This window comes from Burkholderia sp. MBR-1 (assembly GCF_013822785.1).
GTDB lineage: Bacteria > Pseudomonadota > Gammaproteobacteria > Burkholderiales > Burkholderiaceae > Burkholderia > Burkholderia vietnamiensis.
Genome location: NZ_CP053611.1, coordinates 426,107 through 449,567, shown reverse-complemented (window position 1 = coordinate 449,567; position 23,461 = coordinate 426,107). Strand labels below are relative to the sequence as shown.

The following is a 23,461-nucleotide window of genomic DNA, read 5'->3' as shown; positions in this document are numbered from 1 at the left end:
ACTTCTTCTCTCCATGCATCCACAACATTCTCCAAATAGCGTGTAGTGTCAAACGCACGCGATCGATGACGACTAGGTCGCATGCGTCGGCGATATGTTCGCTGTGCATGAATTAGGGAGGCTCCATTCCTTGCGCAACACGTTGATTTCGCAGATTTCCGCAGCGTGTCGATATCGACTGGCTGGATCAGCCAGGGAAGAGGTGTGAAGCACGTCGATCGCTACCAACGACGTTATGCACCCGGTTCCGGCCGGATGTCGTGGTGTTTGTTGTTTTGAAAGGCCTGTTGATCCCGGTGCCTGACGTGTGTTGCGAATGCCTTCGCCGGCCGCAGGCGCGGATTTTCCGCAGATGTGCCATGCAGGCGCGGTTACGTCGGCGAGGTACGACACCGACTGCCGGCGGTCGCTTCGTCGAGCGTCGAGTTTCCACCAGCGCGCCCGGTCGTTGTACCGCCGACGGCGGTCGACGCGGTGGTACGACGAGCCGCAGTATGTTCTTGTCGGCTACGTGCGTCTCGTTGACCGCATATACGTCGCCTGTTTCATGCGGTACACGGCACGATCAGTCGAGCCATATCGGCACGATCGACAGCGCGAGCAGAAGCCCCAGCGCCGCGTTCGCGATGCGCCAGTGCCGGTTGGTTCGCAGCGTACGGCCGAGCAGCACGCCGACCGTACACCACAGCACGAGCGAAAAGATAGCCGCGACGCCGAATGCGGTGCCGAGTATCACCGCGAGGCGCCCCGGGTCGGGCGTCAGCGCCGCGAACGATGCGGCCGCGCCGAGCGCCATCGTCCAGCCTTTCGGGTTGAGCCACAGTAGCAGCGCGCCACCGATGAAGCTGGTCGGCGTTTGGGACGCATTCGCACGATTCTTCGGGGCGCCGCTCGACGCGATTTTCCACGCGAGCCACAGAAGGTATGCGGAGCCCAGCACTTTCATGATCAGTTGCAGCGCCGGCACCGCGTGCAGCAGTCCAGCCAGCCCAGCCGCGGCGATGGCGGCGAGCGATGCGAGACCAAGCGCAATCCCGCCGAGCAGCGGTACGCTGCGCCGGAACCCGAACTGCGTACCCGAGGCTGTCGCCAGCGTGGTCGCTCCCCCGGGCGTGATGGTGGCGACGATGACGAATACGATTAGGGAGAACAGCGTCTCGGACATGGCTAGACAACCTCGTATGAAGAGCTGGGGGCGGCTTAGGAATCTGTCTCGGCACGAACTGGATTGGGTACCTGACAAACTCTAAAAGTCTTTCGCAGCCTAGGGTATGGAATGTTTATAATGATCCTATTAGCGTTGCTAATGCTCTATTTCTTCCCATGATCCGCAATCTCGATACGAGTCTGTTGCGCACCTTCGTCACCGTTTCGCGTCGTTCGACCATGACGGCGGCGGCGCACACGTTGCATCTGACCCAAGGCGCGATCAGCCAGCAGATCAAGCGGCTCGAGGAATGCTTTGGCCAGCGGTTGTTCGATCGCTCGCAGGGGCGACTGAAACTGACTGCCGCAGGCGAGCGCCTGCTCGAGCGGGCCGAGCAGCTGGTACGGCTCAACGACCGTATCTGGTCCGACATGAACGGACCGGTGTTTGCCGGCGTGCTGCGCGTCGGCGCGCCGTCCGATTTAGTGGGTACCTATCTCGCCGGCATTTTCAAGGCGTTTGCCCACCACTATCCGCACGTCGAGATCGTGCTCATCAACCTGGGGTCAGTCGAACTGTCGGCCGCGCTGCTCGACGGACGCGTCGACATCGCGGTGATCGAGCAGCCGGCGCGCGAGCCGGGCGGGGAGTGCCTGCGCATCGAGCCGCTCGTGTGGGTCGGCGCGGTCGGCGGCAGTGCGTATCTGAAGCGGCCGCTAGCGGTGTCGATCGTCAGCAACGCGTGCGTGTTCCGCCCAGCATTGTTCGACGCATTGACTCAGCATGAGATTGCGTGGCGGACGGTGTTCGAGAATGGCGACATCGAGGCGACGAAGGCCACTGTCCGCATGGACATGGCGGTGACCGCATGGCTCGCGTCGACGGTCCCCACCAATCTGCAGATGCTGCGATCGGCGCCCGGTTTGCCCACGTTGCCGGATTTCGCCGTGACTCTGCATCTGCCGCCATCTGGAACGACGCCACTGGTCGAGGAAATGGCGAACTTCATTCGCAACGGCTTTTTCGACGAGCGGTCCATCGGCGACGGCATGTCGTACGGCCCGACCGATCGCGCCGCCTGATCGCGCTTTTCCGACGCGGCGCGCTCCGGACGCCGCCCGCCTGTAGGTCCTTCCAGTATCGCCGCGCGTGACCGCGTTATAGGATCAATGCCGAGATTCGGTTGACGGTATCGCGACGTATGCGTCCCCCACGCATTGCGGCCCCGTTCGACCCACCTTCGGCTTCGCGTCGCTTCCCCGTTTCCGCCGATCGATTATTCCCGGGGCATTCCATGACTATCTGGCTGCTGCAACTCGTGCTCGTGATCTCGTTCTGCAACGTCTGCGGTCGTCTTGCCGAGCGGCTCGGCCAATGCGCGGTCGTTGGTGAAATCGCGGCCGGACTTTTGCTCGGTCCATCGCTATTCGGCGCAATAGCACCGGATTTCTACGATGTGCTGTTTGGCGCGCGAGCGCCGTCAGCGATGGCGCAGGTCGGCGAGATCGGCCTTGTGCTGCTAATGTTCCAGCTCGGGCTTCACATGGAGTTCGGCGTGACGCTGCGGGGAGGCCGGTGGCACGTGCCCGTCGCGGTCGCCATCGGCGGCCTGTGCGTGCCGGCCGCAATCGGCATGGTCATCGCGATCGTATCGAAGGAGACGCTCGCGAGCGAGGCGCCGTGGCTGCCGTACGTGCTTTTCTGCGGCATCGCGCTCGCGGTGTCGGCGGTGCCCGTCATGGCGCGCATCGTCGACGATCTCAGGCTCGGCGCGTTGACAGGCGCGCGGCACGCGATGTCCGCCGCGATGCTGACGGATGCGCTCGGCTGGATGCTACTGGCGACGATCGCGTCGCTGTCGAGCGGGCCCGGCTGGGCGTTTGCGCGCATGCTCGCCAGCTTGCTAGCGTATCTGGCACTGAGCGCGCTGCTCGCGCGTTTCGTCGCGCGTCCACTGCTCGTGCGGCTCGCGGGAACAGCGCATGCGACGCGCGACCGGCTGGCGGTGCTGTGCTGCTTCGTGCTGGCGTCGGCGGCCGCGACGTCGCAAATCGGCTTCCATAGCGCGTTCGGCGCGCTGTCGGCCGCGCTGTTCCTGCGCCGCGTGCCAGGGCTGGACGTGGAGTGGCGCGAGAACGTCGAGGGATTCGTGAAGCTCGTGCTGATGCCGGTGTTCTTTGCTTACGCGGGATTGCATGCGTCGATTGGGATGATCGGCGATGCGTCTTCATGGCTGTGGTTCGGCGTGTTTCTCGCCGGCGGATTCGCGGGCAAGTTCGCCGGCAGCTACGTAGGAGCGCGCGTGACGGGGCTTGCACCGCGCGATGCGATGCTGGTCGGCTCGCTTATGAATACGCGCGGACTGATGGAACTGATCGTGCTGTCGATCGGGTTGCAGATGCAGATTCTTCCGGCCCGTGTCTATACGATCCTCGTCATCTTCGCGCTGGTGACGACGGCACTGACCGCGCCGCTCGTGCGGCTCACGCTGCGCGCGCATCCATGTCCGGCGCCAGCGATGCCGGTCATTAGCAAGTGACGGGCCGGCGCGCACAGTGAAGCGTATCCGGAAGCGCGCCGTGTAACCGCCGTCGATCACTCCGCGATGACGTCAACCGCGTGCGACGGCGTCCCACGCACGCTTCAGGCGGTGCGCCGCTTCCTCGGCGCTCTGCTCGCCCAGCATCGAGTACGACACGCGCAGCGTGTCGTACTCCGGATCGGAGGCGTAGAACGCCTTGCCGGGCACGAACACAACCTTTTCGCGGATCGCCGCTTCGAGTACCTCTTCCGCTGGAACCTGCCGCGCGAAGCGGCACCACAGGAACATCCCGCCTTCAGGTTCGTTGAACGACAGATCGTCGCCGAATGCACCACGCAATGCCTTCGTCAGCGCATCGCGTCGCGTGCGATAGGCGGTCCGCAGCACCTCGATGCGGGACGCGAGGCGGCCCGACGCGAGATAGCGCGCGACGATGTCTTGCGTGAGCGTCGAAGTGTGCAGGTCGAATGCCTGCTTGGCGACAGCCATCGGCGGACGGAGTGCCTCGGGAAGCGCGATCCAGCCAACGCGCACGCCGGGCGAGAAGACCTTTGAGAAGGTCGACAGGTAGCACACGGTGCGGTTACCGCCAGACTGCTGCGACGCAATCGACAGCAGGCTCGGGATCGCTTCGCCGCTGAAGCGCAACTGGCCGTAGGGATCGTCCTCGATGATCGCGCAACCGTGACGCTGAGCGAGTTCGACGAGGCGGACACGTTGCGCCAGTGGCATCGTGTAACCGGTGGGATTCGCGAAATTTGGCGTCAGGTAGATCGCCTTGACACCGCCGCATTTCAGTTCGCGCTCGACCTGGTCGAGATCGAGCCCGTCTGTGCTGCCGCGGATGCCGTCGATCTGCGCGCCGATGAACTGGAATACCTGGAGTGCGGCGACATAGGTAGGGCGTTCGACAAGGACGCGGTCGCCCTGGTCAAACAGGACTCGCGCGACGAGATCGAGCCCTTGTTGCGATCCGGACGTAATCAGCATCGATTCGGGCGACGCCGGGATGCCGAGCGTGCCGGCCCACTCGCTGATCTGTTGCCGCAAGCCCAATTCGCCTTCGGTGAGGCCGTACTGGAAGAGGTCGCGGTGCTCTTCGCGCAGGATGGCGTCGAGCGCTTCGTCGATGCCGTCCATGTCGAATAGGTCCGACGCGGGGATGCCGCCGGCCAGCGAGATCACGTCAGGATTCTTGCTGAACTCCAGCAGTTCGCGCACTGCGGAGGACTTGATGCCACGCGCGCGCATGGCCAGCACGATGTCGTTCATGGGAGTGCCTGCTTTCAAAAATGCCGGCGCGTTCGGCCGCCGAAAGTGAAAAAGGCCGGCAGGTTCGTCGAACCTGTCAGCGGATGGAAAATGCGTCGGAGTGAATCGCGCGCGCAGCGTGATTGCCGTCGATCAATCGAACATGCGCCAGCCTTCTTTCTGGTGGATCAGGAAGAGGCCCATTGTGCGTCGCGTCGACGTACAGCGCTCGATCGCATGCAGGTTCTTGCTCTGGAACAGCGTTAGTTGACCGGGCTGCGGCTTCAGCACGATCTTCGCGGCCCTTTCGAGCGCGGCGATCGCGCCAGTTTCGCGATATTCGCCGTGCATCTGGTCCAGCGCGGCGCGGGAAGCCGGCCGGTTGTCCCACATCACCATGCCTGCGTCGTTGGCCGCGCCTTGAATGGTCAGAAATCCGCCGAGCTGCCGTGTGAAAGATTGCTTCAGTGGCCAGTTCGCGACATCTCGCCCGTAGCTCACGTCGTCGCAGTGCGGCGCGAAGTTGAACGGCGCCTCAAAGGGTTCGTAGACGCGTCGTGTCGCGAGCAGGAACTCGACTTCGTAGTCGTGCCCGATCGTCATCGGCTTTGCGTCCAGCGCATCGGAAAACAGTCGCACGAATCGGGTCGTGCGCAGGCCGTCATTGACGCGACAGGCAATCCCGAAGTATTCGGCGGCCTTCGAAACGAGCTTGTCCCCCTGTTCGCGCTGGAGCTGGCCGAGCGTCACGGACGTGGCGACGATCCCCGCATGGTGGGCGTTCTTCGTGAACGGCGAACTCGAGAAGCCTTCGTCGTCCCACCACGCTTCACACTCGCCGTCGGGCACGATGTCCATGACGATCGCGTCGGCCTCGTCCGCATCGAGTGCGTGAACCGCCGACGCGACGGTCATGCGCTCGGCGCGTGCCGGCGTCCCAAAGCGCATCAATTGGGCTGAGTAGGTAGTCTGCATGATCCCTCCACGTGTGCGGGCTAATTAGGTTTGCGGGGTAAGGCAGTCGCCTTTGCCCAGTTCAGAAAATGCCGGTTGCCTCAATACACGGTAAAGCTCCGCAGGCTTCGGCTCGGATTCGGACCGCCGGTATTTCGGAAACAGCAGCAGGCCGCTCGTGCCGGCGACGAGCGGCGCTCCGTCCCGTATGCCGAGGCGATCGCCAACGTGGACCGGCTGGAAATTCCGCAAGCCCGCGTCGAGCCTGACCTCGCCGTCCGGATAGGGGACGATGTGCGCCCACGTATAGATCGGATTCGAGCACGCGTCGACGGGCGGCAGCGCCGCGCCGCGGATAACCCCGCCGACGGTGGTGATCGCGTCCAGGCACACGCGCACGCCCGCCGCGATCTGATAGAGGCCGAAGCCCTTCTGGCCAAGCTCGATGCTCAACGCGACGCCGCCGGCCTGCTGGACGAATTCGTCCGACGTGCAGCCGCCCGCGGATGCGGCGGAAAAGGGCCTGCCCCAATGCGTGACGACCGGTGTGTCGGGTGCGATCGCGTGCGCTAGCTGCAGACTCGTCGGCTGGTAGTTGAAGACGAAGAACGGCGCTTCCGACGGCTCGATCGTCTGGTGCAGGTCGACGCAGAAGCGGGCGCGCGTCATCATCGGCTCCATCTCGCGGGCGCGCCGGTCATCGGCCGTGTCACGCCCGGCGCGGCCGAACGTGCGGTTCAGGTCGCGTTCGACGAAGCGCGCGCCCTGCCGCGCGGCGTCGACGTTGCCGAGCAGGAAGCCGATCGACGACGGCGGCGTCAGCACGCCGGCCTCCACGTAGCGGCAAAGCGCATTGAGCACCGGGAGTCCCGCGTATTCGTTGCCGTGCGTCAGCGCGATGAACAACAGGTCGAAGCGCTGTCCGTGCGCCGCGTTCGCGTGTGGCGGATGGAGCACGAAGCCGAAACGCCCGACCCGCTCGACGCGCGCGCGACCGATCGTGCCCGACGCGGCGAACCGCTCGAACGTCGCGATCTCGGCGTCGAGCCTGGTGTGTGCCGGGTCGACGCCCGCCGTTGGCGCGATGGCCGCCATCAGTGAAACATCCGCCATTGACCGTCGTGCCAGACGAGGAACGATCCGAGCGTGCGGCGCACGCTCGTGCATTGTTCGACCGCGTGCATGACTCGCGTGTTGAGAATGTTCAGTTGTCCGGGACGTCCGTTGATGACGACGCTGCGCACGCGGTCCAGCCGGTCGATGCGCCGGGTTTGCGTGAATTCGCGCATCAGTTCGTCGAGCTCGGCGCGCGTCTCGGGTCGGTAGTCCCACATGACGAGGCCAGCGCTGTTTTCCGCGTCCTGCACGGACAGGAACAGCGAGATCTGATCGTAGCCTTCGTCGTAACCGGCCTTGATCGGCCAGTTCAGCGGTTCGCGGCCGAAGTGGATCGCGTCGCAATGCGGCGGCACGCTGTAGAGCCCGTTGGGCACCGGCTGGTATTCCCGTTTGGATACCAGCGGGAGTTCGCCCCAGTCGCCGACCCGAACCGGCCCCGCGCCGAGTTCGCGGGCGCACAGTTTGACGAATTCCGTGTCGCGCAGCGCCGCGTTCGTGCGGCCCGCATACGAAAAGTAGTCGATCAGGCCGGGGATCAACTGCTCCTTGACGAGCCGCTGGGTCGGCCCGATCGCCAGCCCCGACTTGCCCGCGCCGGCGAAGCTCTGGTGCTGCGTGACCGGCGGGAACGCCGGGTCGTCCCACCATCGGTCGAGCGCTTTCGGTTCGACCAGATCGACAAGGACAGCGGCGGCCTTGCGGTCGCGAATAAGCAATGCGGCGTCGGCGAGCGTGAGATCCGCGCGCTCGACCTGCTTGTCGAAATCGTAGATTTCGGCGCGATAGTGCTTTTTCAAAGCGAATTCCTCCGAAGAGAAGGCGGTTCCGGACGGTGATCCCGGGACTACCGTGCGGCAACGCTCATGGATTCGAGCAGCTTTTCGCTGAAGACGCGAAGACACGGGTATTCGAACAGCAGGCGCACCGGCACGTCGCGGCCGAGCTGCCGCTCGAGCTGCGTGCTCACCAGCGCGGCGGAAATCGACGAGCCGCCGATCGTGAAGAAGTCGTCGTCGGGCGTCACGGCGTCGCGGCCGAGGACGCTCGCCACGACGGACGCGACGACGTGATCGACGCGCCGGACATGAGGGATCTCGATAGGCTGGATCATGGGCTTGAACCGGTCGAAAGGCGAACGGCGCGCCGCGCCGTTCGCCGGTGTCATGGCCGCGGACGCGGTCGGTCAGGCGTAGGACGGTTGCTGCGCGAAGCTGACGCCGCGCGCGTTGCGCTCGACGCGGCGGTTGTGCCCGAATCGATCCTCGCCGGATACGAGCACGACGCCGAACTTGTCGAGCGAGATCTTGCTGCCGTATTCGTCGACGGTGTCGGTGTCCGGATAGACTCTGACCGCGGCCGGCACGTAGCGGCTCGCATATCCGAGCCGGGTCTGGTCGGCCGTCGAGTTCGGGAACGACGAGTGCATCAGCGTCGACCAGAAGATCACGAACTGGCCGGGCTTCATCACGATCGACACGGCCTTGCTCTCGTCGGGCTTCCAGTCCGGATCTTTCTGCAGGCTGCGATAGTCGTAGCCGAAGAAGCCGCGCTTGATGCCGTCCTTCTCGAGCGCGTTGATGTTGGACGGATCGAATTGCATCTTGCGCGACTCGTCGTAGAACATCTCTTCATGCGTGCCCGGCACGAACCGCAGGCAGCCGTTTTCCTCCGTCGCATCGGTCAGGGCCGTCCAGACCGTGATCGCGCCGCCGAACCGCTGATCGCCCGGCCATACGATCTGCGGCTGGCCCGACGCATGCGCGAACGTGTCGGCCTGGTGCCAATCGGTCCCTTCGTCGCCCGGATACTTCGGGAACATCTCCGAACGCCAACAGATGACGTCCGGCCCGAGAATCGAGTTGAGCCGCTGGACGATTTCCTGCCGGCCGATATGCTCGCTCAGCAGGTTGACGTCGAGGTGGCGATCATAATTGGCGATCGGGCTCGTCGTCGGCAGGTCGTAGACCGCATGTTCGCGATCGAACAGCTGCGCGCGGATCGTCTTGTAACGCTCCCGCGCCTCCTCCGGCGAATACAGTGTGAACGGGCCGATGTAGCCTTGCGCACGAAAGGTGGCGATTTCCTCGGGCGTCAGTCGAAAGTTCTGCATGGAAGTGCTCCTGGTCGAATCGATGAAATGCGTCCGCTTCGAACGGACGAAGCGGGTTTCGGGAAGTGACGTGCGCGCTTACGCGAGTGCGGCGGCCGCTGCTTCGTAGATGCCGGCCCAGCCGTCTACCGTGGGCGCGGCCATGAGCTTGCTGGTCGGCACTCGCACCTGCAGCCGGGTTTCGATCTGGATCTGCAGTTCAACGATCGTCAACGAGCTGGCACCCCGGTCGAAGAAATCCTCGTCGCCGCGCAGGTCGGCGAAGCCGAGCGTGTCCCGGCAGGTCGACGCGATCATGTCGGGAATGGCAATTTTTTCAGTCATTACGTTCTCCGGATTTTCAGATGGGACTTGCGATTCGAACCCGATCGACCTTGCCGTTCGCGTTGACCGGAAGTTCGGCACACACGGCGATGGCGTCGGGAATCATGAAACCTGGCACCAGCTTGCGCAGTTCGCCGCGGATGAACGCCGGCATGTTGTCGCGCTGTTCGCTGGTCTGGACCGTGGCGACCAGCGACTTTTCGCCGTTCGGGTCTTCGCGGACCTGTACCACGCATTCCTCGACGCAAGGCAGGCGCGAAACGAGTTGCTGCACTTCGTCGAGGCTGACGCGGTAGCCTCGGATCTTCGTGAGCCGGTCGCGCCGGCCGACGAATTCGAGCGTGCCGTCCGCGCGGCGCCGGACGATGTCGCCGGTGCGGTAGAGCCGGCCGCGCCCCGATGGATCGGGCACGAACGCCGCGCGTGTCGCATCGGGTTGGTTCAGGTAGCCGAGCGCGACGCCGTCGCCGCCGGCGTAGAGCTCGCCTTCCTGCCCGTCGGGAACGGCCGTGAGATCGCCGTCGCCGCGCATGATGTGCACCGACGTGCCGGTCACGGGCGTGCCGATCGGCACGGCGCCGTCGGGCCGGTTGTCGCGCGTCATCACGTGGCAGCAGGTAAACGTCGTGTTTTCCGTTGGGCCGTAGCCGTTGACGACGGCGATGCCGGGGAAGGCATCGAGCACGGCGTTGACCGCATCCGCATGCAGCACGTCGCCGCCCGCGAGCAGCACGCGCACCCCGGTCAGCATGGCCGGATAGCGGCGCACGACGAGATGAAACAGCGCGGCGGTCAGCCACATCACGCTCACGCGCTGGTCGAGAATCAGCCGCGACACGGCGTTCGGATCGAAGATCGCGCCGTCGTATACGACGAGGCGCGCACCGTTCAGCAATGCGCCCCAGATCTCGAACGTCGACGCATCGAAGGTGATCGGAGACAGCAGCAGGAACGCATCGTCCGGCCGGATCGCGATGTAGTTCGGCCGGTCGACGAGCCGCACGACGCCGCGATGCGGGACCACGACGCCTTTCGGCTTGCCGGTGCTTCCCGACGTAAACATCACGTAGGCCGGTGCGTCGCCGCCGTGCGATGCGACGGGCGGCGGATCGTCGGCCGATCCATTCGCCGCGAGATCGGCGACGTGGACGACCGACAGCTCCAGCGCGCGCAGCGTGTTATCGCCGTCGGCCGCGATCGCGTGCCGCGCCGCGCTGTCGCGTGCGTACGCGTGCTTGACCGCATCCGGGTAGTTCGGGTCGAGCGGGACGAAGACCGCGCCGAGCTTGACGATCGCCAGCATCGCGATCACGGCGTTCGCGCAGCGCGGCAACATCAGCAGCACGGACGCGCCCGGCGTGACGCCTTGCCGGACGAGCACCGCGGCAAGCCGGTTCGCGCACCGGTCGAGTTCGCGATAGGTGAGGGGGGCGGTGTGCTCCGTTCCCGCCAGTGCGGTGCGCTCCGGCGTGCGGCGCACCTGCTCGGCGAAACGGCCGTCGATGGTCGATGGATTCATTGGACAGGTTCCGATCTGTTGGCTTGCGTGCCGAAGAATTGCAGCAGCGTGTCAGTCATGGCCGGCTGCGCGCGACACAGCTCGTAGTGGTCGCCGTCGAACTCGTGCACGCCCGTCGCATCCGGCAGGTGCGACACGATGATGTGCGCGCTTTCCGGGAGCACCTGCCGATCGTTTCGCGTCGCGATCACGAGTGTGGGCTGCGTCACGGCGCCGGCTTCGCCGAGGAAATCGGTGCGCCGGTACGCGACGTAGTTCAGCCCGTAGCGGTGCAGGTGCGCCGCGCTCGAGAACGGAACCGAGATGAACGAATGGAATTCGGATTGCGGTGCGCTGCGGCCGGACGAGATCTTTTCGAACAGCATGCCGGCCATTTCCCGGCTCGTCGCCGCGACGGGAAGCAGCACGTCGACTTCGCGCTGGAAACTGCTCGGCGGACAGACCGACGGCTTCAGCATGAATTCGCCGCACACCAGCGCAAGCCGGCGCACGGCGTCGGGGTACCGAGCGGCGGCCAGCAGGCCGACGCCGGCGCCGGAGCAATAGCCGATCACATCGATCGGGCCGGCGTGACCGGTGCGGTCGTTCGCATGCGCGGCGACCGTCACGAGATCGCGCACGTGATATTCGACGTCGAATGCGCCGTCGGTCGAATCATCCTGCAGGTCAAGAACGAACCGCGATTCCCACGTGATCACGTTGAAATGCGGCTCGAGCGCGTCGCACAGTCGTTCGGCCATCGCGTGACGCACGCCGAATGGCAAGACGAGCATCAGGTTGCGTCGGCCAGCCGAGCGTGTCGTATGAAACACCCGCAAGGGCCGTCCGTCGAAGGCGGGAATGATTTCTCGCTGCATGGGGCGGATATCGTATGAAAGGGGGCGCCGCGTCGCGCGGAACGGAATGCCGGTGAGCCGAAGCAGGCCCGGCGATCCGGCCCAATTTCAGTTCGGCGTTGTCGCGCGCGGGCATTCGACGCCCAGCGACGCACACGTGATCTCGTCGATCTCGATCCAGCACGCGAACACTGGCTTCCCATCGACGAGCTGCGGCGGTGCGGCACGGTGCGCATGAACGTTCAGGCGCATCAGCAGCCGTTCGACGCCGAGCGGCGACACCGTGATGAGCCGTCGAACGCCGTTCGATCGCGCGAAACCGACGACGTCCGCAAGCAACCGGCGGGTGTTCGCATGTGCGCGCTGGAGGGCGTGGGAATCGGCGTCGAGGATGTAGGACGAAAAGCGGGAGAGTTCCCAGATCTCGGGCGAATTCGGAATCGGCATCGTGCCCATCAGACCTGGAAAAATCTCGCTCAGAAGGGTCGGTCGGGTCGTCGGCAGCAATCGGGCGCACGAGCAGATCGCACCGTTTTCCTCCCGACCGAAGATATAGATCGTGTCTTGCCGGTCGAATTGATCGAACTCCTGCTGATTGGCTACCGGAAGCTGCCAGCCGAGCTTCTCGATGAAGATTGCGTGCCGGTACGACGCCAGTGCCGCAAGGTTCGAAGCGGACAGTTGCGACGCGTTGCCGATAGTGGTCATGTGCATGTGCGAACTCCAGTTGATGTACGCATTAAATGCGAAATGGAGAGCGCGTCGAAACTGCAATTTTTTACAGGACCGGCAGGGCCAGATGCGCGCGGACACTGGCGGTCCACGGCAGCGTATTGATCCAGTTCTCGAGCAGCGAGCGGGTGTGTTCGGGGCCAACATCGTAGCCCCGCGGGCAGACAATCATCACGTTGGTGCTCACGCTGTTCGGAAACATGCGACACGTGCGGTCGCGATCCGTCAACCACGACCAGCCGACTGTGATCGGCGGGCGCCAGTTGGTATCGATCCATTCGCAATGGCCCGCGTGGCACGCGGGCAGGCCGAAACCCCATGCGTCGCTCAGTACGCCTTCGTCGCACGCCGCGTAGAGCAGACCGAGCGTGACCGAGGCGAGCTGCGTGATGGACACTCGCGCGTATCCGTCGTGGGACGACGTGTCGAAGTATGCCGGCACCGCATGTCCGTCGGATTTCAGATCCAAGAGCAACCTCCTTGTTTGGCGTGTGTACCGGCCGGTACGCGCGTGGCGTGCGAATGCTGACCGTTACCTTCAAACATGGGTGGACGACTGGCGGGGCAGCGTCGCTCGGCAGGCCGGAAGCAAAAAGACATCTAGGCGGGGCGACTCGGACCGCGCGTCGGGAAGTAGCCGTTGGCGCGACGATGTGTGGTGCGGTGCCGGAGGTAATCCGGACGGGATTGGTTCGGGTACCAAAGAGGCCATATTGGCGCGATTGCCGCAGCGATACGGCTGCGCGGAATCGCTGCCATGAATAGCCGGATTTGGCGGATATTCTGCGACCATCCGCGGCTGCGCGCAATTCCTTTCATCCTGCAAAAAACTACAGCTGACGTCCGGCGCCGGAAATCTGCATCATCGCGGCAGACGGATGGCCGGCCGCCTCATGGCACGGCGCGACCCGGGCACGCAAGGCCCAGTGGACCGCAGCGAAGCGACAAAGGGAGTGTGGCGTGATCGACGTAGCGGATATTGAGGTACGGGAATTTGAAAGCGCCGACATCGACGGCTTCATTGCGTACTGGTACGACAGCGGTGACAGCCATCTGATCGAAATGGGCGTGGATCCGGCGCGGCTGCCCGGCCGTCGTCAGATGCGCGACATGCTCGAGCTCAATATTGAGCGCGACAGGCGCGCCGACATGCCGCGCAACGCTATCCTGAGTGTCGCGCTGAAAGGACGAACCGTGGGAGTGCACGAACTCACCCATCTTGAAGCGCGCGCCGGAGCGGCGCCGGGGCAGTACCTCAGTGGCGTCATGCACGCGCATATCTGGAGCCCGGAACACCGGCGGCTCGGCATCGGCATAGTGTCGTACGTGAAGGCGATGGCGACGTTCTTCGCGCGCTTCTCGCTCGATTCGATCCGGTTCGAGTCGCCGGTAGACAACGTGGGCGCCAATCGGGTCAAGACGCGGCTCGGCATTGAGGCGCAGGGAGAGGGCGTGTTCGACCTGCCGATCCTGCGCACGCCGCTGCGCACGGTCAGGTATCGCGTGACGACGGATCAGCTCCCGGCCATTACCGCGCGCATGGAAGCGCTGTGGGAAGCTCGCCGGCATGCTGGGTTGCCTGCCTGACGCGCGCGGTCAGCGCGCGATCGACCGATGAACCCGATACCGACCGGACAGTCATGACCTCAAGCGCAACGTTGAAAGTCTTCATGCCAGTGCAAGTGCCGCGTATCAGGCTCGTGTGCTGTTCGTACGCGGGCGGCAACGCGTCCGCGTACGCCAACTGGCATGAGTGGTTGCCGGACGACGTCGAGGTATGCGCGGTCGAATTGCCCGGGCGCGGAGCGCGGTTCCGCGAGCCGCCGTTGCGGACGATGGGCGCACTCGCCGACCACGTGATGGCAAGCCTGCTGCCCATCGCCGACGCGGGAGTCGTGCTGTTCGGACACAGCATGGGCGGCGCGCTGGCGCTCGAGCTGGCGAGCCGGCTTGCCGATCTCGGCATGCCGCCGGCGGCGCTGGCAGTGTCCGGATGCGCGGCGCCGCATTTGCCGTCGCGACGCCGGTGCCGCCTGCACGACCTGCCGCGTGAGGCGCTGGTGCAGGAGCTGAACCTGCTGGAAGGACTGCCCGCGGGGATCCTTGACGCCGATGCGTTCGTCGACCTGTTCTTGCCGACGATCCGCGCGGACCTCGAATGCCGCGAAACCTGGCACGCGGCGATTCGCGCGGTGCCGGTCCCGATCCATGTGCTCGCCGGCGCCGACGATGCATTGGTCGCACTCGAAGATCTGGGCGAATGGCAACAGTATTCGTCGTTGCCGATCAGCGTGCGTATGTTCGGCGGCGAGCATTTCTTCATCGACTCGCATCGCGCGGCCGTGCTCGCGCATCTGCGCGACATCCTCGCCGGGCCATCGGTTTCGACCGGTGGCGACGCGACGAAGCGGGCATCGGCGTTGACCGCGGAAAGAACGACCTAGAAACCCAACCAGGAGACAACACGTGGAGACCACGCTAGCGGCATCCCCGGTAATCGGGAAGAATGCAGTCAGAACACCGGAGGATTTCAGGAACATGCCGGATGAATATCGAGCGCTCGCCACGCACCTGATGATGGTCCATACGGAGGGTGAGCTGACCGGCGCGGACGACTACACCCAGGTGTTCTATAACCTTGCGCCAAACGCCTACGAGAAATTCGTCTGCTGCGAGCGTGCGGCCGAGGAGGTTCTGCACTACGAACTGAGCGCCGAAGTGCTGGCAGGCCTGGGCGTCGACACGAGCGCGATGCTGACTCAGCATTTCCAGGAGCGCCCGTACTACGCGAACGAACTGGTACGTGGGGTGCGGAACTGGATGGAGCGCGGTATTTTCTCGTTCCTGGGCGAAGCGGTTGTGCTCGAGCATCTGCTCGAGTTTCAGGAGTCGAGCTACGCGCCGTTCGGCGAGATTTTTGTGAAGCAGATCATCAAGGACGAACACGTGCATGTCGCGCACGGGTTCCGCATCATTCGCGACGCATGTGGATCCGACATGGGGCGTCAGCAGGCCCAGCAGGCGCTCGATCGTCTTTGGCCGCACATCCTCGCGCTGTTCGGGCGCGACGAGTCGAAGCGGTCCGCATTGTACGTGAAGTGGGGGCTGCGCAAGACGACGAACGGCGAGCTGAGACGTCATTTTGTCCGCAAGACCCTGCCGAAACTGGACGCGCTCGGGCTCGTTGTGCCGGAGATGGCGTCGCGCTACGGAGCGCTGTCATGATCGATGCACGCGACATCAAGACACGACGCAAGGTGCTGATTGCCGAACGGCTGCCGGCGCTGCTTGAACAGGATCCGGCGCTGGCCATCCGCTTCAACGAGGTCCGGCGCTTTTCGTCGCTGGTCCGCGCATCGGAGTATCATCTGACCAATGCGTGCAATATCCGCTGCAAGGGCTGCTGGTTCTTCGAGTTCGGTCACGACCAGCAGTCGCAGGAAGTGAAGTCGATCGATCAATGGCGCGCATTCGCCGCCGCCGAGCGCAAGCGGCGCGTGAACTGCGCGCTGCTGATCGGCGGTGAGCCGACGCTGTTTCGCGACCGGATCGGAGTGTTCGTAGACGAAATGCGCTACGTGTCGATTTCGACGAACGGACTGAAGCCGTTGCCGAACATTGCGCCGTTCGAGCACGTGACAGTCTTCATCTCGCTGTTCGGCGGCGGCCCGCTCGACGATGCGCTTCGCGCGATTCGCCCGGGCGGTAGCCGGTTCGAAGGCCTGTTCGAAACAGCACTCGACAACTATCGTGACGATCCGCGCGCCACGTTCGTGTTCGCGGTGACGGAAGACGGCATCGGCTATATCGAATCGACGGTGCGGCGCATTCGCGACAACGGCAACGTCGTCACGTTCAACTTCTACAGTAAGTACGATACCGGCCACCCGTTGCGGATGGAAAATGGGCGACGCCTGCTCGCCGAAATGCTGCGCGTCTCACGCGCGTATCCGGACACCGTGCTGAACCATCCCGCGCACATCGAGGCGATCGTGACCGGTCGCGCATGGTGCGGCGAGTTCGGCTACGACGTGTGCCCGAGTGTGAGTCAGGATCATCCGGGTAACGTCGAACGATTGTCGAACGGCAACGCGGTGCTGCCGATGTTCAACACGTGGAAGCCGGATCTCCAGACCGTCGAACTGTGCTGCACGTCGGGGCATTGCAGCGATTGCCGCGATAGCCAGGCCGTCTACAGCTGGCTGATGGTAAGCCTCGACAAGTCGCTCGACAACATCGAGTCGCTGCGGAACTGGGTCGGCGTCGCGGAGAGCTACTGGAAGCAGTTCATCTGGTCGCCGTATCGCGACGCGTCGCGGGCCGATGGTCCGGCCGATCTCGCGCCGCTGGCCCGAACGCCGGCGCTGCAGCCCGAGGTGGCGCGATGACGGCGGCCCGCGCCGACTGGGCCGCCGGCGCACTCGACATTCCCGGACCGGCAGACGCACGCGCGCAATGGCAGGCGTGCCTTGGCGCGATGCCGATCATTGACCATCTGGGCGCGGCGCTCGATCTGTCGGACCGGCGGATCGTTCGACTGGCGCTGGTGACGCGTACGCCGGCGCACGAGGGCGGGCTCGGCACGGACGCGCTGAATGGCGCGATCATCGCGGGCCTGATCGATTGCGCGATGTCGGTGACCGGCATCCTGCACATGCGGGGCCGCACCTGCGGCACCGTCCAGATGTCGATCCAGTTCATGAAGCCGGTTCGGACGGCCAGTCCCGTCGTCGAATGCGTGGCGATGCGCCGCTCGTCGAGCGTCGTGTTCGTCGAGGCGCAACTGATCGAAGGGCGTGGCCGCTGCAGCGTGCTTGCGACCGGTGTGGTCGCAGCGGCGACGCTCGCCCTGCGCGCGTCCGGACGCGACGGTCGCAGCAACTGGTCGGAACAGGCGGCGCTTGCGGTGCTGGCCGGGCAGAATCAGACTGCCGCCTGACCGGTATTCATTGCGATGTGGGCCGCGCGCGTCCCGCAAAAACGGAGTGTTCCCATGCTCGAGACGGCATTTCCCGAATCATTCGATCTCATCGCGGCATTCGATGCCGTGCACGACCATTGGTCGCCCCGGATCGTCGCGCGGGTCAACGACCAGTACGTGAAGGTCGCGAAAATCCAGGGTGAGCTTGTCTGGCACCGGCATGCCGACGAGGACGAGCTGTTTTACGTGGTGCGCGGACATCTGCGGATGCAATACGAGGACGGTCGCACAGCGGAACTGGCCGAAGGCGCGATGCATGTCGTGCCGAGGAACACGATGCACAATCCGCTGGCGGTCGATGAGTGCTGGATCGTTCTCATCGAGACCGTGACGACGAAGCATACGGGTGACGTCGAGTCGCCGCGGACAAAGTCGATCGCGGAACAGCTCGGGTAGTTGCGGTGCGCCTGTGACCTGTTCGCTGCCGTCGGCATTGTCGGACATCGATGTTGCGTACTTCGATAGCACCGATCTTTCTGCGGAGCGTGACGCGACGTTTCAGTCTCTGCTAGCTCACACGCACCCCCAGTTCCCGTGGGAGGTGACCAATCAGGCCGCAGTTCATACTTGGTTCGAGGCAACATTTGGTCACGCTGTGCCGCCTTTCAGGTCGTTGGAGGCCGCCGTTGCGTCGTGGCCAGAGTATGCGACTGCAGTCGGGCTGACACTGCTTCCCGACGACTCAATCAAGGTCACCGCACCGTATGGGTTAGACGATTTGTTCGCTATGGTGGTCCGTCGGAATCCCGTGTGTTGATGTCCGCACAGAACTGACCCACTGGGGATGCGGCTATTTTCTTGGACTGATTTACGTTGCTAACCCGAGGCTTTCACGGTACTCGATGGGGCTGAGATAGCCAAGGGAGCCCTTGATCCGTTTCTCGTTGTACCAGCGAACGTAGGCGTCCAGTACCTCAACGAACTCCGCGATGGTCGTCGAACGCCAGTCTCCTGTATAGAACATCTCAGTCTTTAGCCTGCCGAAGAATCCCTCACAGGCCGCGTTGTCCGGTGAACAGGCTTTACGCGACATGGAGGGGATCAGCTTAGCCTTCGCAACCCGCGATAGCCAGCCAGGCCAACGGTAGTGGCCACCCCGATCGGAATGCACGATCGGCGTCTCGTCGTCCTCGGTCACGGTCTCAATAGCCGCATCTAGCATGGAATTCACGAGCTCTGCGTCGGGGCTTGTGCCAATCGACCAGCTGACTACCATCCCATCGAAGCAGTCGATCATGGGCGATAGATATACCTTCCCCGCAGGAATCTGGAACTCGGAAATATCCGTCACCCACTTTTCGTTGGGGGCGTTCGCGTGGAAATCGCGATTGATGATGTTATCTGGGGCAGGGCTGATTTCCCCGATATAAGAGCGATATCGGCGCCGCTTGGGCCTTGCTGCGTGGAGGCCGCCTTGTTTCATGAGGCGACGCACGACTTTCTCCGATAGAAAAACTCGTTGCCTGATAAGCGCTGCTTGCACCCGACGATAGCCGTAGGATCGGTGATTGTCCTCGAAGATCTCTGCAACGGTACGACGGACATCTGCATATTTGTCGGCAACCCGTATGGGCGACCGATGATAAAAATAGGAGCTGCGCGCCAGGTCCAACCGCTCAAGCAGCTCAGTCAAACCGTATTCTTCTCTCAGGGCGTCAACCAGCTTCGTCTTCTCCCGATTGCTCAGGAGTGGCAGGTCGACGCCCAGGTCTTTTTTTACGAGTTCATTCGCCTTCTTCAACAGGTCGTGTTCAAGCTTCAGATTGCGAATGTCGCGCCGGAGCTCTTCGACCTGCCGCTCCAGTTCGTCCCGATCCGTCTCTGATGGTGATCCCTTGTCGCGCTTCATGGATGCAGGGGCCCCTCGGCCGAGTAACTGGTTCTTCCAGTTGTACAGCGACACCCTGTCGACGTCCAGCTTTTGCGCTACCGCCTGTGCACTTCCTTCCCGTGTGCACAGTTCGTACACCGCGAGCTGCCTGGTCGCCAATGACACGGCCGGTCGGCCTGCCTTGCCAACCACGCGTTTCCTGGTTTCCGGATAGCGCTCGCGAACCCACGCCGTCAGTATCTGCCGACAGGGATAGCCTAATGCCCTGAGGGTGAAGCTGAAGCTGCGCCCGTGATTGACGTAATGCTCAAGTGCCAGGTTCTTCTGTTCTTCTGAGTACTTTGGCTTTACGCGAACATACTCTTTCTGCAGATCGCCACTCTTCTCGAATTCCTCGCACCACGCCTTGAGAGAATTCTTCGTCGTGTCAAACGCATTTGAAATCTGAGCCACTTCGCGCCTGATCGCGCAAAGTAAAACTGAGCCAGTCGTTACTTCTTCGATGTCGGGACGTGCCCGGCTTTGCGTTGCTGTTTCAGTCTGTAGCTGTCTCCTTTGATCTGGATGATGTGGGCATGGTGGAGGATGCGGTCGAGCATCGCTGCAGTGAGGGTGGTGTTGCCGCCGAAGGTTTCGTCCCACTGCGCAAACGGCAGGTTGCTGGTCAGGATCATCGAGCCACGCTCGTAGCGCTTGGCGACGATCTGGAAGAAGTGACTGGCCTGATCGCCCGAGAGCGGTAGATAGCCGATCTCATCGACGATGAGCAGCCTCGGGCCGAGAATGTTGTGCCGAAGAACGGCGTCGTATCGCTCCTGTCGGCGTGCAGCCTCGAGCTGTAACATCAGATCCGCCGCCGTGATGAACTTCGTCTTGATGCCGGCCTGCGTCGCTGCATATCCGATGGCGATCGCGAGGTGCGTCTTGCCCACGCCCGACGGACCAAGCAACACGGCGTTCTCGCCTCGCTCGATGAAGCGTAGCGTGGCAAGCTCGTCGATTGCCTCGCGCGGGACCCCGACGGCGAAGCTGTAGTCGTAGTCATCCAGTGTCTTGATGGCGGGAAACCCGGCCATGCGCACCAGTGTTTGCCGCGAACGAACTTGCCTCGTCTCTCGTTCGTGCGCGAGCGCGTTCTCGAGGAAGTCGAGGAAACTCCATTGCTTGGCCGCCGCGTCGCTGGCCAGAGCGACGTATCGGTGCATGAGTCCCTCGAGCTTCAGGCTTTGGCAGTGCCCGTCGATGCGTTCCTGCTGCAAGTTCATGCGCGCACCTCGGTCAGTAATTGCTGGTAGACGGACAACGGGTGCTGGATCGACATCGCGGGATCAACGCGCGGCCGAGCGACGGCGCGAGCCGGCAATCGGGGCAATGTGTAGCCAGGCATATCGAGCAAGCAAGCCCGTTCTCGTTGCTCCAACAGAATCGCGGGTGCCTGCCCGGTAACCGGATGCACGCGCTGGTTGGCCACGTCGCGCAGCCATTTACTCACCTCGACGTTCGCAGTCGCGGCATCGAGCATCAAGCCGGATTGTTTAAGCTGGCTTGCCAGCGGCACATAGAAATTGCCGCGCAGATAGCGGTGGAATCGCTCGACCTTGCCCTTGGTCTGCGCGCGGTACGGTTGGCACAATCTGGGCAGGAAGCCGTACCGCTTGGCCAGATCGAGCAGGCCGGCGTGCCAGCGATGTTGGCCGTCGCCATAAGCATCGCGTTCGACAACGATGGTCTTGGCGTTGTCGTAAAGGATCTCGCGAGGAATGCCACCCAAGGCTTCGAACAGCGCATGATGACAGGCAACCAGCGTCTCGGCGCGTTCATCGGTGGTGAAGTGTGCCCAGCGCCAACGACTGAAGCCGAGCGTGGCGGTGAAGGCGTAAAGCGGGTCGGTGCCTCGTCGGAAGACAACGAAATCGCACTGCATCTGCCGACCGGGCTCGGTCTCGAACCTTACGACTGGATCGGGCTTCGGCATGGGCTTATGCGTGTTCATGAAAGCCTGCAGGCTTCGCAGTTGGCCCTCGTAGCCGCGCGCCCGCAACTCGCGCAGCAGCGCCGGCGCTGCGATGATCTCCGGTGCTGCGGCCCTCATGCGCTCGATGATGTACGCCTCGAACGCTCCGAGCTTGGTTGGCCGCGGTTCACGCGGCTTGTAGCGCGGCACTTCCTCAGCCGACAGGTACCGCGCCACCGTGTTGCGAGAAATGCCCAGGCGCCGCGCGATCTCGCGCTCCGATACGCCTTGGGCTTTGAGCACATGGATTTGCATCCACTGTTCCTTCTGGAGCATCGCCAGCCTTTGCGCGCAAAAGGCTGACTGTACTGAAAGGTGGCTTAGATTTACTTCGCGCGAAGTGGCTCATTATTACTTTGCGCCCAACAGTCGGGTAACCCAACTGGCGGATTGTCGCCTTGACGCGCTTTCCGAGTTTCAGGTACAGCTCGACCGCCCGAACGCGGTCTTCGTATGAATACATGGACTACCTCCAAAGTAGTCCAAGATTTTGTCCGCATCCCCGGTGGGTCAAGATTCGGTGGAAATCAACAGCGACCCTACCGGAAGGACTACGAAAGCGTTAAACCGGCCTGATTTCTCTGGTTTGTCTGAAAGTTGAGCTGAAGGGGTGGAACGTCAAAAGTTGCGGTGGCATTCGAGCGTGATGACAAGACAGGTAGGACCTGGGACTCACTAAGCCTGAAAAGTTGTCTGAGCCTGACCAGCTCGCGAGGTGAATGAGGCGTGAGTCTGCGGATTTCATAGGGGCCCGCAGCGAATCAGGCTGCAACAAGGCCGAATGTAGAGCTGCAGCCCATCCTGTTTTTCGAAGACTCGAAAGTCCGGCGCAAAGGGGGGCGTTCATGTAGACAACTTTGCTTTGGTCTACGCCAGCCCCCTGTGCTGCAAGCCGATATCTGGCGCGCTCGTCGACGTAGAGGCGCTCGAGGCGCTGCCGCGTACCCAGCCGCTCTCGATGGGGCGGCCGGCGTGAACCGCGCGCCGGCGCCGTCGCGCCACGCCGAACGGGCCGCCAACCTGCAGGCGGTCCACCCGTGGATCGCGATCTGCGGCGCACGCAGCGAAGCCCCCCTCGCGCATGCCGGCGCGCAGCCGGACGGCTGCTGCCGTGGGCGATCGCCGTTAATGGCGCGCCGCTGTCGTCGTCGCACACGAGGGACTAACTCGTGCGCGGCTAACAAACTTTGACAATTGAGCGGCCCGCCCACCGCGATGCCCGGTAGCGAATTGGTGCTAAATTCGTCTGACACAACAAACCGAGGGCTGGCAATGACCTACGCGTTTATTCGCGAAGGCGATACGACGTCGCATGGTGGACGTGTACTCGCCTGCGCATCAACGAACATGATGTTCGGTAAAGCCGTCGCGCTGCTTGGCGACATGGTTGCATGTCCGAGATGCGGCGGCGTCTATCCCATCCTCGACGTGAAGGTGAGAAGCATGACCTTCGATGGCCGCCCGGTCGCGACAGAAGGCAACAAGATGGCGTCCGGCGCCTCGCTGATCGCGTCGCAAGGGTCTGCACATGTCGAGCAGGTTTCGGCGCCGCTGGCGGCATTGGCGGCGGAATGTCCAGTGACCTCCCAGGCAATGGCGTCGCCGTTGAAAACATAACATTCGTGTTGTCAAGGCGCGCCAGTGCAGTCAAGGATGCGGTTAGACTCAACCATTAACGTCCTTTTTCGTCCACGGTCAAATTGTTTTTGACCGACGTAACGCCAGGAACACTCTCGGCAACTTTCCCAGCGAGATCTATCTGCGCTTGGTCCGGAGCCATTCCTACTAGCGTAATCTTGCCGCTACGAGCGACGGCATGAACATCAGTGGACTCCAAGCCCTTTTGTTTGTACAACGTCTTCTGAACTCGTTTCGCCAAATCCTTATTTGCTGCTCTAATAGCCGAACGAGAGGGAGCTGTTGCTGAAGGTGCCGCGGTCGTCTCTTGTGCATGAACAACGGGCACGATCGCAGCAATGGCGCTGATGGCGATCGCTGCAGCAACGTAGGTCTTCAAGGATTTCATCTCTAGTCCTTCGGGTGGGTGGAAAAACTGGGTGGGAGAAACTCGAAATGATCGCTTGTCGATCAAAGTGCGGCG

The 23,461-nt window shown here is 63.2% G+C and carries 26 protein-coding genes; 10 read left to right on the top strand and 16 right to left on the bottom strand.

The genetic code is table 11. From position 1 onward, the window contains the following. Positions 1-565: 565 nt before the first annotated feature. On the bottom strand, positions 566-1,165 hold the full coding sequence (locus tag MBR110_RS26695) for a LysE family translocator (protein WP_181709764.1): 600 nt from the start codon (positions 1,163-1,165) through the stop codon (positions 566-568). A 221-nt stretch (positions 1,166-1,386) separates the two neighbouring features. On the opposite strand from MBR110_RS26695, the gene MBR110_RS26690 reads away from it, so the two are divergent. Continuing rightward, a complete protein-coding gene (locus MBR110_RS26690; protein WP_258570017.1) occupies positions 1,387-2,229 on the top strand; it encodes a LysR family transcriptional regulator in 843 nt (280 codons plus the stop codon). 212 nt (positions 2,230-2,441) lie between these two features. Further along, positions 2,442-3,686: a cation:proton antiporter gene (locus MBR110_RS26685; RefSeq protein WP_175902508.1), complete on the top strand. Its 1,245-nt coding sequence runs from the start codon at positions 2,442-2,444 to the stop codon at positions 3,684-3,686. A 72-nt stretch (positions 3,687-3,758) separates the two neighbouring features. Here the strand turns inward: MBR110_RS26685 and MBR110_RS26680 are convergent, their stop codons facing one another. The 11 genes from MBR110_RS26680 to MBR110_RS26630 all read right to left on the bottom strand — a co-directional run bounded on the left by MBR110_RS26680 (position 3,759) and on the right by MBR110_RS26630 (position 13,003). After that, positions 3,759-4,961: an aminotransferase-like domain-containing protein gene (locus tag MBR110_RS26680; protein ID WP_181709762.1), complete on the bottom strand. Its 1,203-nt coding sequence runs from the start codon at positions 4,959-4,961 to the stop codon at positions 3,759-3,761. Positions 4,962-5,093: 132 nt separating this feature from the next. Continuing rightward, entirely contained in the window at positions 5,094-5,915 is an 822-nt protein-coding gene (locus MBR110_RS26675; RefSeq protein ID WP_059594526.1) for a hypothetical protein, read from the bottom strand. Positions 5,916-5,939: 24 nt separating this feature from the next. Beyond that, positions 5,940-7,007 carry a succinylglutamate desuccinylase/aspartoacylase domain-containing protein gene (locus MBR110_RS26670; RefSeq protein ID WP_230939407.1) on the bottom strand — a complete coding sequence of 356 codons (1,068 nt, stop codon included), beginning with the start codon at positions 7,005-7,007 and terminating at the stop codon, positions 5,940-5,942. Further along, positions 6,989-7,915, bottom strand: coding sequence for a hypothetical protein (locus MBR110_RS26665; protein ID WP_230939408.1), 927 nt, complete (start codon positions 7,913-7,915; stop codon positions 6,989-6,991). Before MBR110_RS26665 ends, MBR110_RS26670 begins: the two co-directional genes overlap by 19 nt. Continuing rightward, a complete protein-coding gene (locus tag MBR110_RS26660) occupies positions 7,858-8,124 on the bottom strand; it encodes a phosphopantetheine-binding protein (RefSeq protein WP_059594529.1) in 267 nt (88 codons plus the stop codon). The genes MBR110_RS26665 and MBR110_RS26660 overlap by 58 nt, the downstream gene beginning before the upstream one ends. Positions 8,125-8,196: 72 nt before the next feature. Next, positions 8,197-9,123, bottom strand: a complete 927-nt coding sequence (locus tag MBR110_RS26655; RefSeq protein WP_059594530.1) for a chlorinating enzyme — start codon at positions 9,121-9,123, stop codon at positions 8,197-8,199. Positions 9,124-9,201: 78 nt separating this feature from the next. Further along, positions 9,202-9,447: an acyl carrier protein gene (locus MBR110_RS26650; RefSeq protein ID WP_059594531.1), complete on the bottom strand. Its 246-nt coding sequence runs from the start codon at positions 9,445-9,447 to the stop codon at positions 9,202-9,204. Positions 9,448-9,463: 16 nt separating this feature from the next. Then, the gene (locus tag MBR110_RS26645) at positions 9,464-10,966 is read right to left on the bottom strand and encodes an amino acid adenylation domain-containing protein (RefSeq protein WP_059594532.1); all 1,503 of its coding nucleotides are present in this window, start codon (positions 10,964-10,966) and stop codon (positions 9,464-9,466) included. After that, a complete protein-coding gene (locus tag MBR110_RS26640; RefSeq protein ID WP_249181274.1) occupies positions 10,963-11,739 on the bottom strand; it encodes an alpha/beta fold hydrolase in 777 nt (258 codons plus the stop codon). The genes MBR110_RS26645 and MBR110_RS26640 overlap by 4 nt, the downstream gene beginning before the upstream one ends. A gap of 171 nt (positions 11,740-11,910) precedes the next feature. After that, a complete protein-coding gene (locus tag MBR110_RS26635) occupies positions 11,911-12,516 on the bottom strand; it encodes an acyl-homoserine-lactone synthase (RefSeq protein ID WP_175902869.1) in 606 nt (201 codons plus the stop codon). A gap of 64 nt (positions 12,517-12,580) precedes the next feature. Next, the gene (locus tag MBR110_RS26630) at positions 12,581-13,003 is read right to left on the bottom strand and encodes a DUF4902 domain-containing protein (RefSeq protein ID WP_175902515.1); all 423 of its coding nucleotides are present in this window, start codon (positions 13,001-13,003) and stop codon (positions 12,581-12,583) included. A 491-nt stretch (positions 13,004-13,494) separates the two neighbouring features. On the opposite strand from MBR110_RS26630, the gene MBR110_RS26625 reads away from it, so the two are divergent. From MBR110_RS26625 to MBR110_RS26595, 7 genes are all read left to right on the top strand, one after another. Further along, positions 13,495-14,121: a hypothetical protein gene (locus MBR110_RS26625; RefSeq protein ID WP_181709760.1), complete on the top strand. Its 627-nt coding sequence runs from the start codon at positions 13,495-13,497 to the stop codon at positions 14,119-14,121. Between the two features lie 83 nt (positions 14,122-14,204). Further along, positions 14,205-14,978, top strand: coding sequence for a thioesterase II family protein (locus MBR110_RS26620; RefSeq protein ID WP_230939409.1), 774 nt, complete (start codon positions 14,205-14,207; stop codon positions 14,976-14,978). A 22-nt stretch (positions 14,979-15,000) separates the two neighbouring features. After that, positions 15,001-15,759, top strand: coding sequence for a Phenylacetic acid catabolic protein (locus tag MBR110_RS26615; protein ID WP_258570013.1), 759 nt, complete (start codon positions 15,001-15,003; stop codon positions 15,757-15,759). Beyond that, positions 15,756-16,922 carry a radical SAM protein gene (locus tag MBR110_RS26610; protein WP_059594538.1) on the top strand — a complete coding sequence of 389 codons (1,167 nt, stop codon included), beginning with the start codon at positions 15,756-15,758 and terminating at the stop codon, positions 16,920-16,922. Before MBR110_RS26615 ends, MBR110_RS26610 begins: the two co-directional genes overlap by 4 nt. Beyond that, positions 16,919-17,473, top strand: coding sequence for a PaaI family thioesterase (locus MBR110_RS26605; protein WP_181709759.1), 555 nt, complete (start codon positions 16,919-16,921; stop codon positions 17,471-17,473). The genes MBR110_RS26610 and MBR110_RS26605 overlap by 4 nt, the downstream gene beginning before the upstream one ends. Positions 17,474-17,527: 54 nt before the next feature. Then, on the top strand, positions 17,528-17,911 hold the full coding sequence (locus MBR110_RS26600; protein WP_059594540.1) for a cupin domain-containing protein: 384 nt from the start codon (positions 17,528-17,530) through the stop codon (positions 17,909-17,911). After that, complete coding sequence (locus MBR110_RS26595) at positions 17,862-18,272, top strand: nucleotidyltransferase family protein (protein WP_309486125.1); 411 nt, start codon at positions 17,862-17,864, stop codon at positions 18,270-18,272. Before MBR110_RS26600 ends, MBR110_RS26595 begins: the two co-directional genes overlap by 50 nt. Positions 18,273-18,323: 51 nt before the next feature. Here MBR110_RS26595 and MBR110_RS26590 read toward each other — a convergent pair whose 3' ends face one another. The 3 genes from MBR110_RS26590 to istA are packed head-to-tail and all read right to left on the bottom strand — an operon-like array spanning position 18,324 to position 21,636. Beyond that, positions 18,324-19,811, bottom strand: coding sequence for an IS3 family transposase (locus tag MBR110_RS26590; RefSeq protein ID WP_408913055.1), 1,488 nt, complete (start codon positions 19,809-19,811; stop codon positions 18,324-18,326). A 26-nt stretch (positions 19,812-19,837) separates the two neighbouring features. Continuing rightward, positions 19,838-20,611: an IS21-like element ISBcen13 family helper ATPase IstB gene (gene istB / locus MBR110_RS26585; RefSeq protein WP_011881749.1), complete on the bottom strand. Its 774-nt coding sequence runs from the start codon at positions 20,609-20,611 to the stop codon at positions 19,838-19,840. After that, complete coding sequence (istA, locus tag MBR110_RS26580; protein ID WP_041494180.1) at positions 20,608-21,636, bottom strand: IS21 family transposase; 1,029 nt, start codon at positions 21,634-21,636, stop codon at positions 20,608-20,610. Before istA ends, istB begins: the two co-directional genes overlap by 4 nt. A gap of 996 nt (positions 21,637-22,632) precedes the next feature. Here istA and MBR110_RS32375 point away from each other — a divergent pair. Continuing rightward, positions 22,633-22,977, top strand: a complete 345-nt coding sequence (locus MBR110_RS32375; protein ID WP_408913052.1) for a PAAR domain-containing protein — start codon at positions 22,633-22,635, stop codon at positions 22,975-22,977. 55 nt (positions 22,978-23,032) lie between these two features. On the opposite strand, the gene MBR110_RS26570 is transcribed toward MBR110_RS32375, so the two are convergent. Beyond that, positions 23,033-23,386, bottom strand: coding sequence for a BON domain-containing protein (locus MBR110_RS26570; RefSeq protein ID WP_080484377.1), 354 nt, complete (start codon positions 23,384-23,386; stop codon positions 23,033-23,035). Positions 23,387-23,461: the final 75 nt, after the last annotated feature.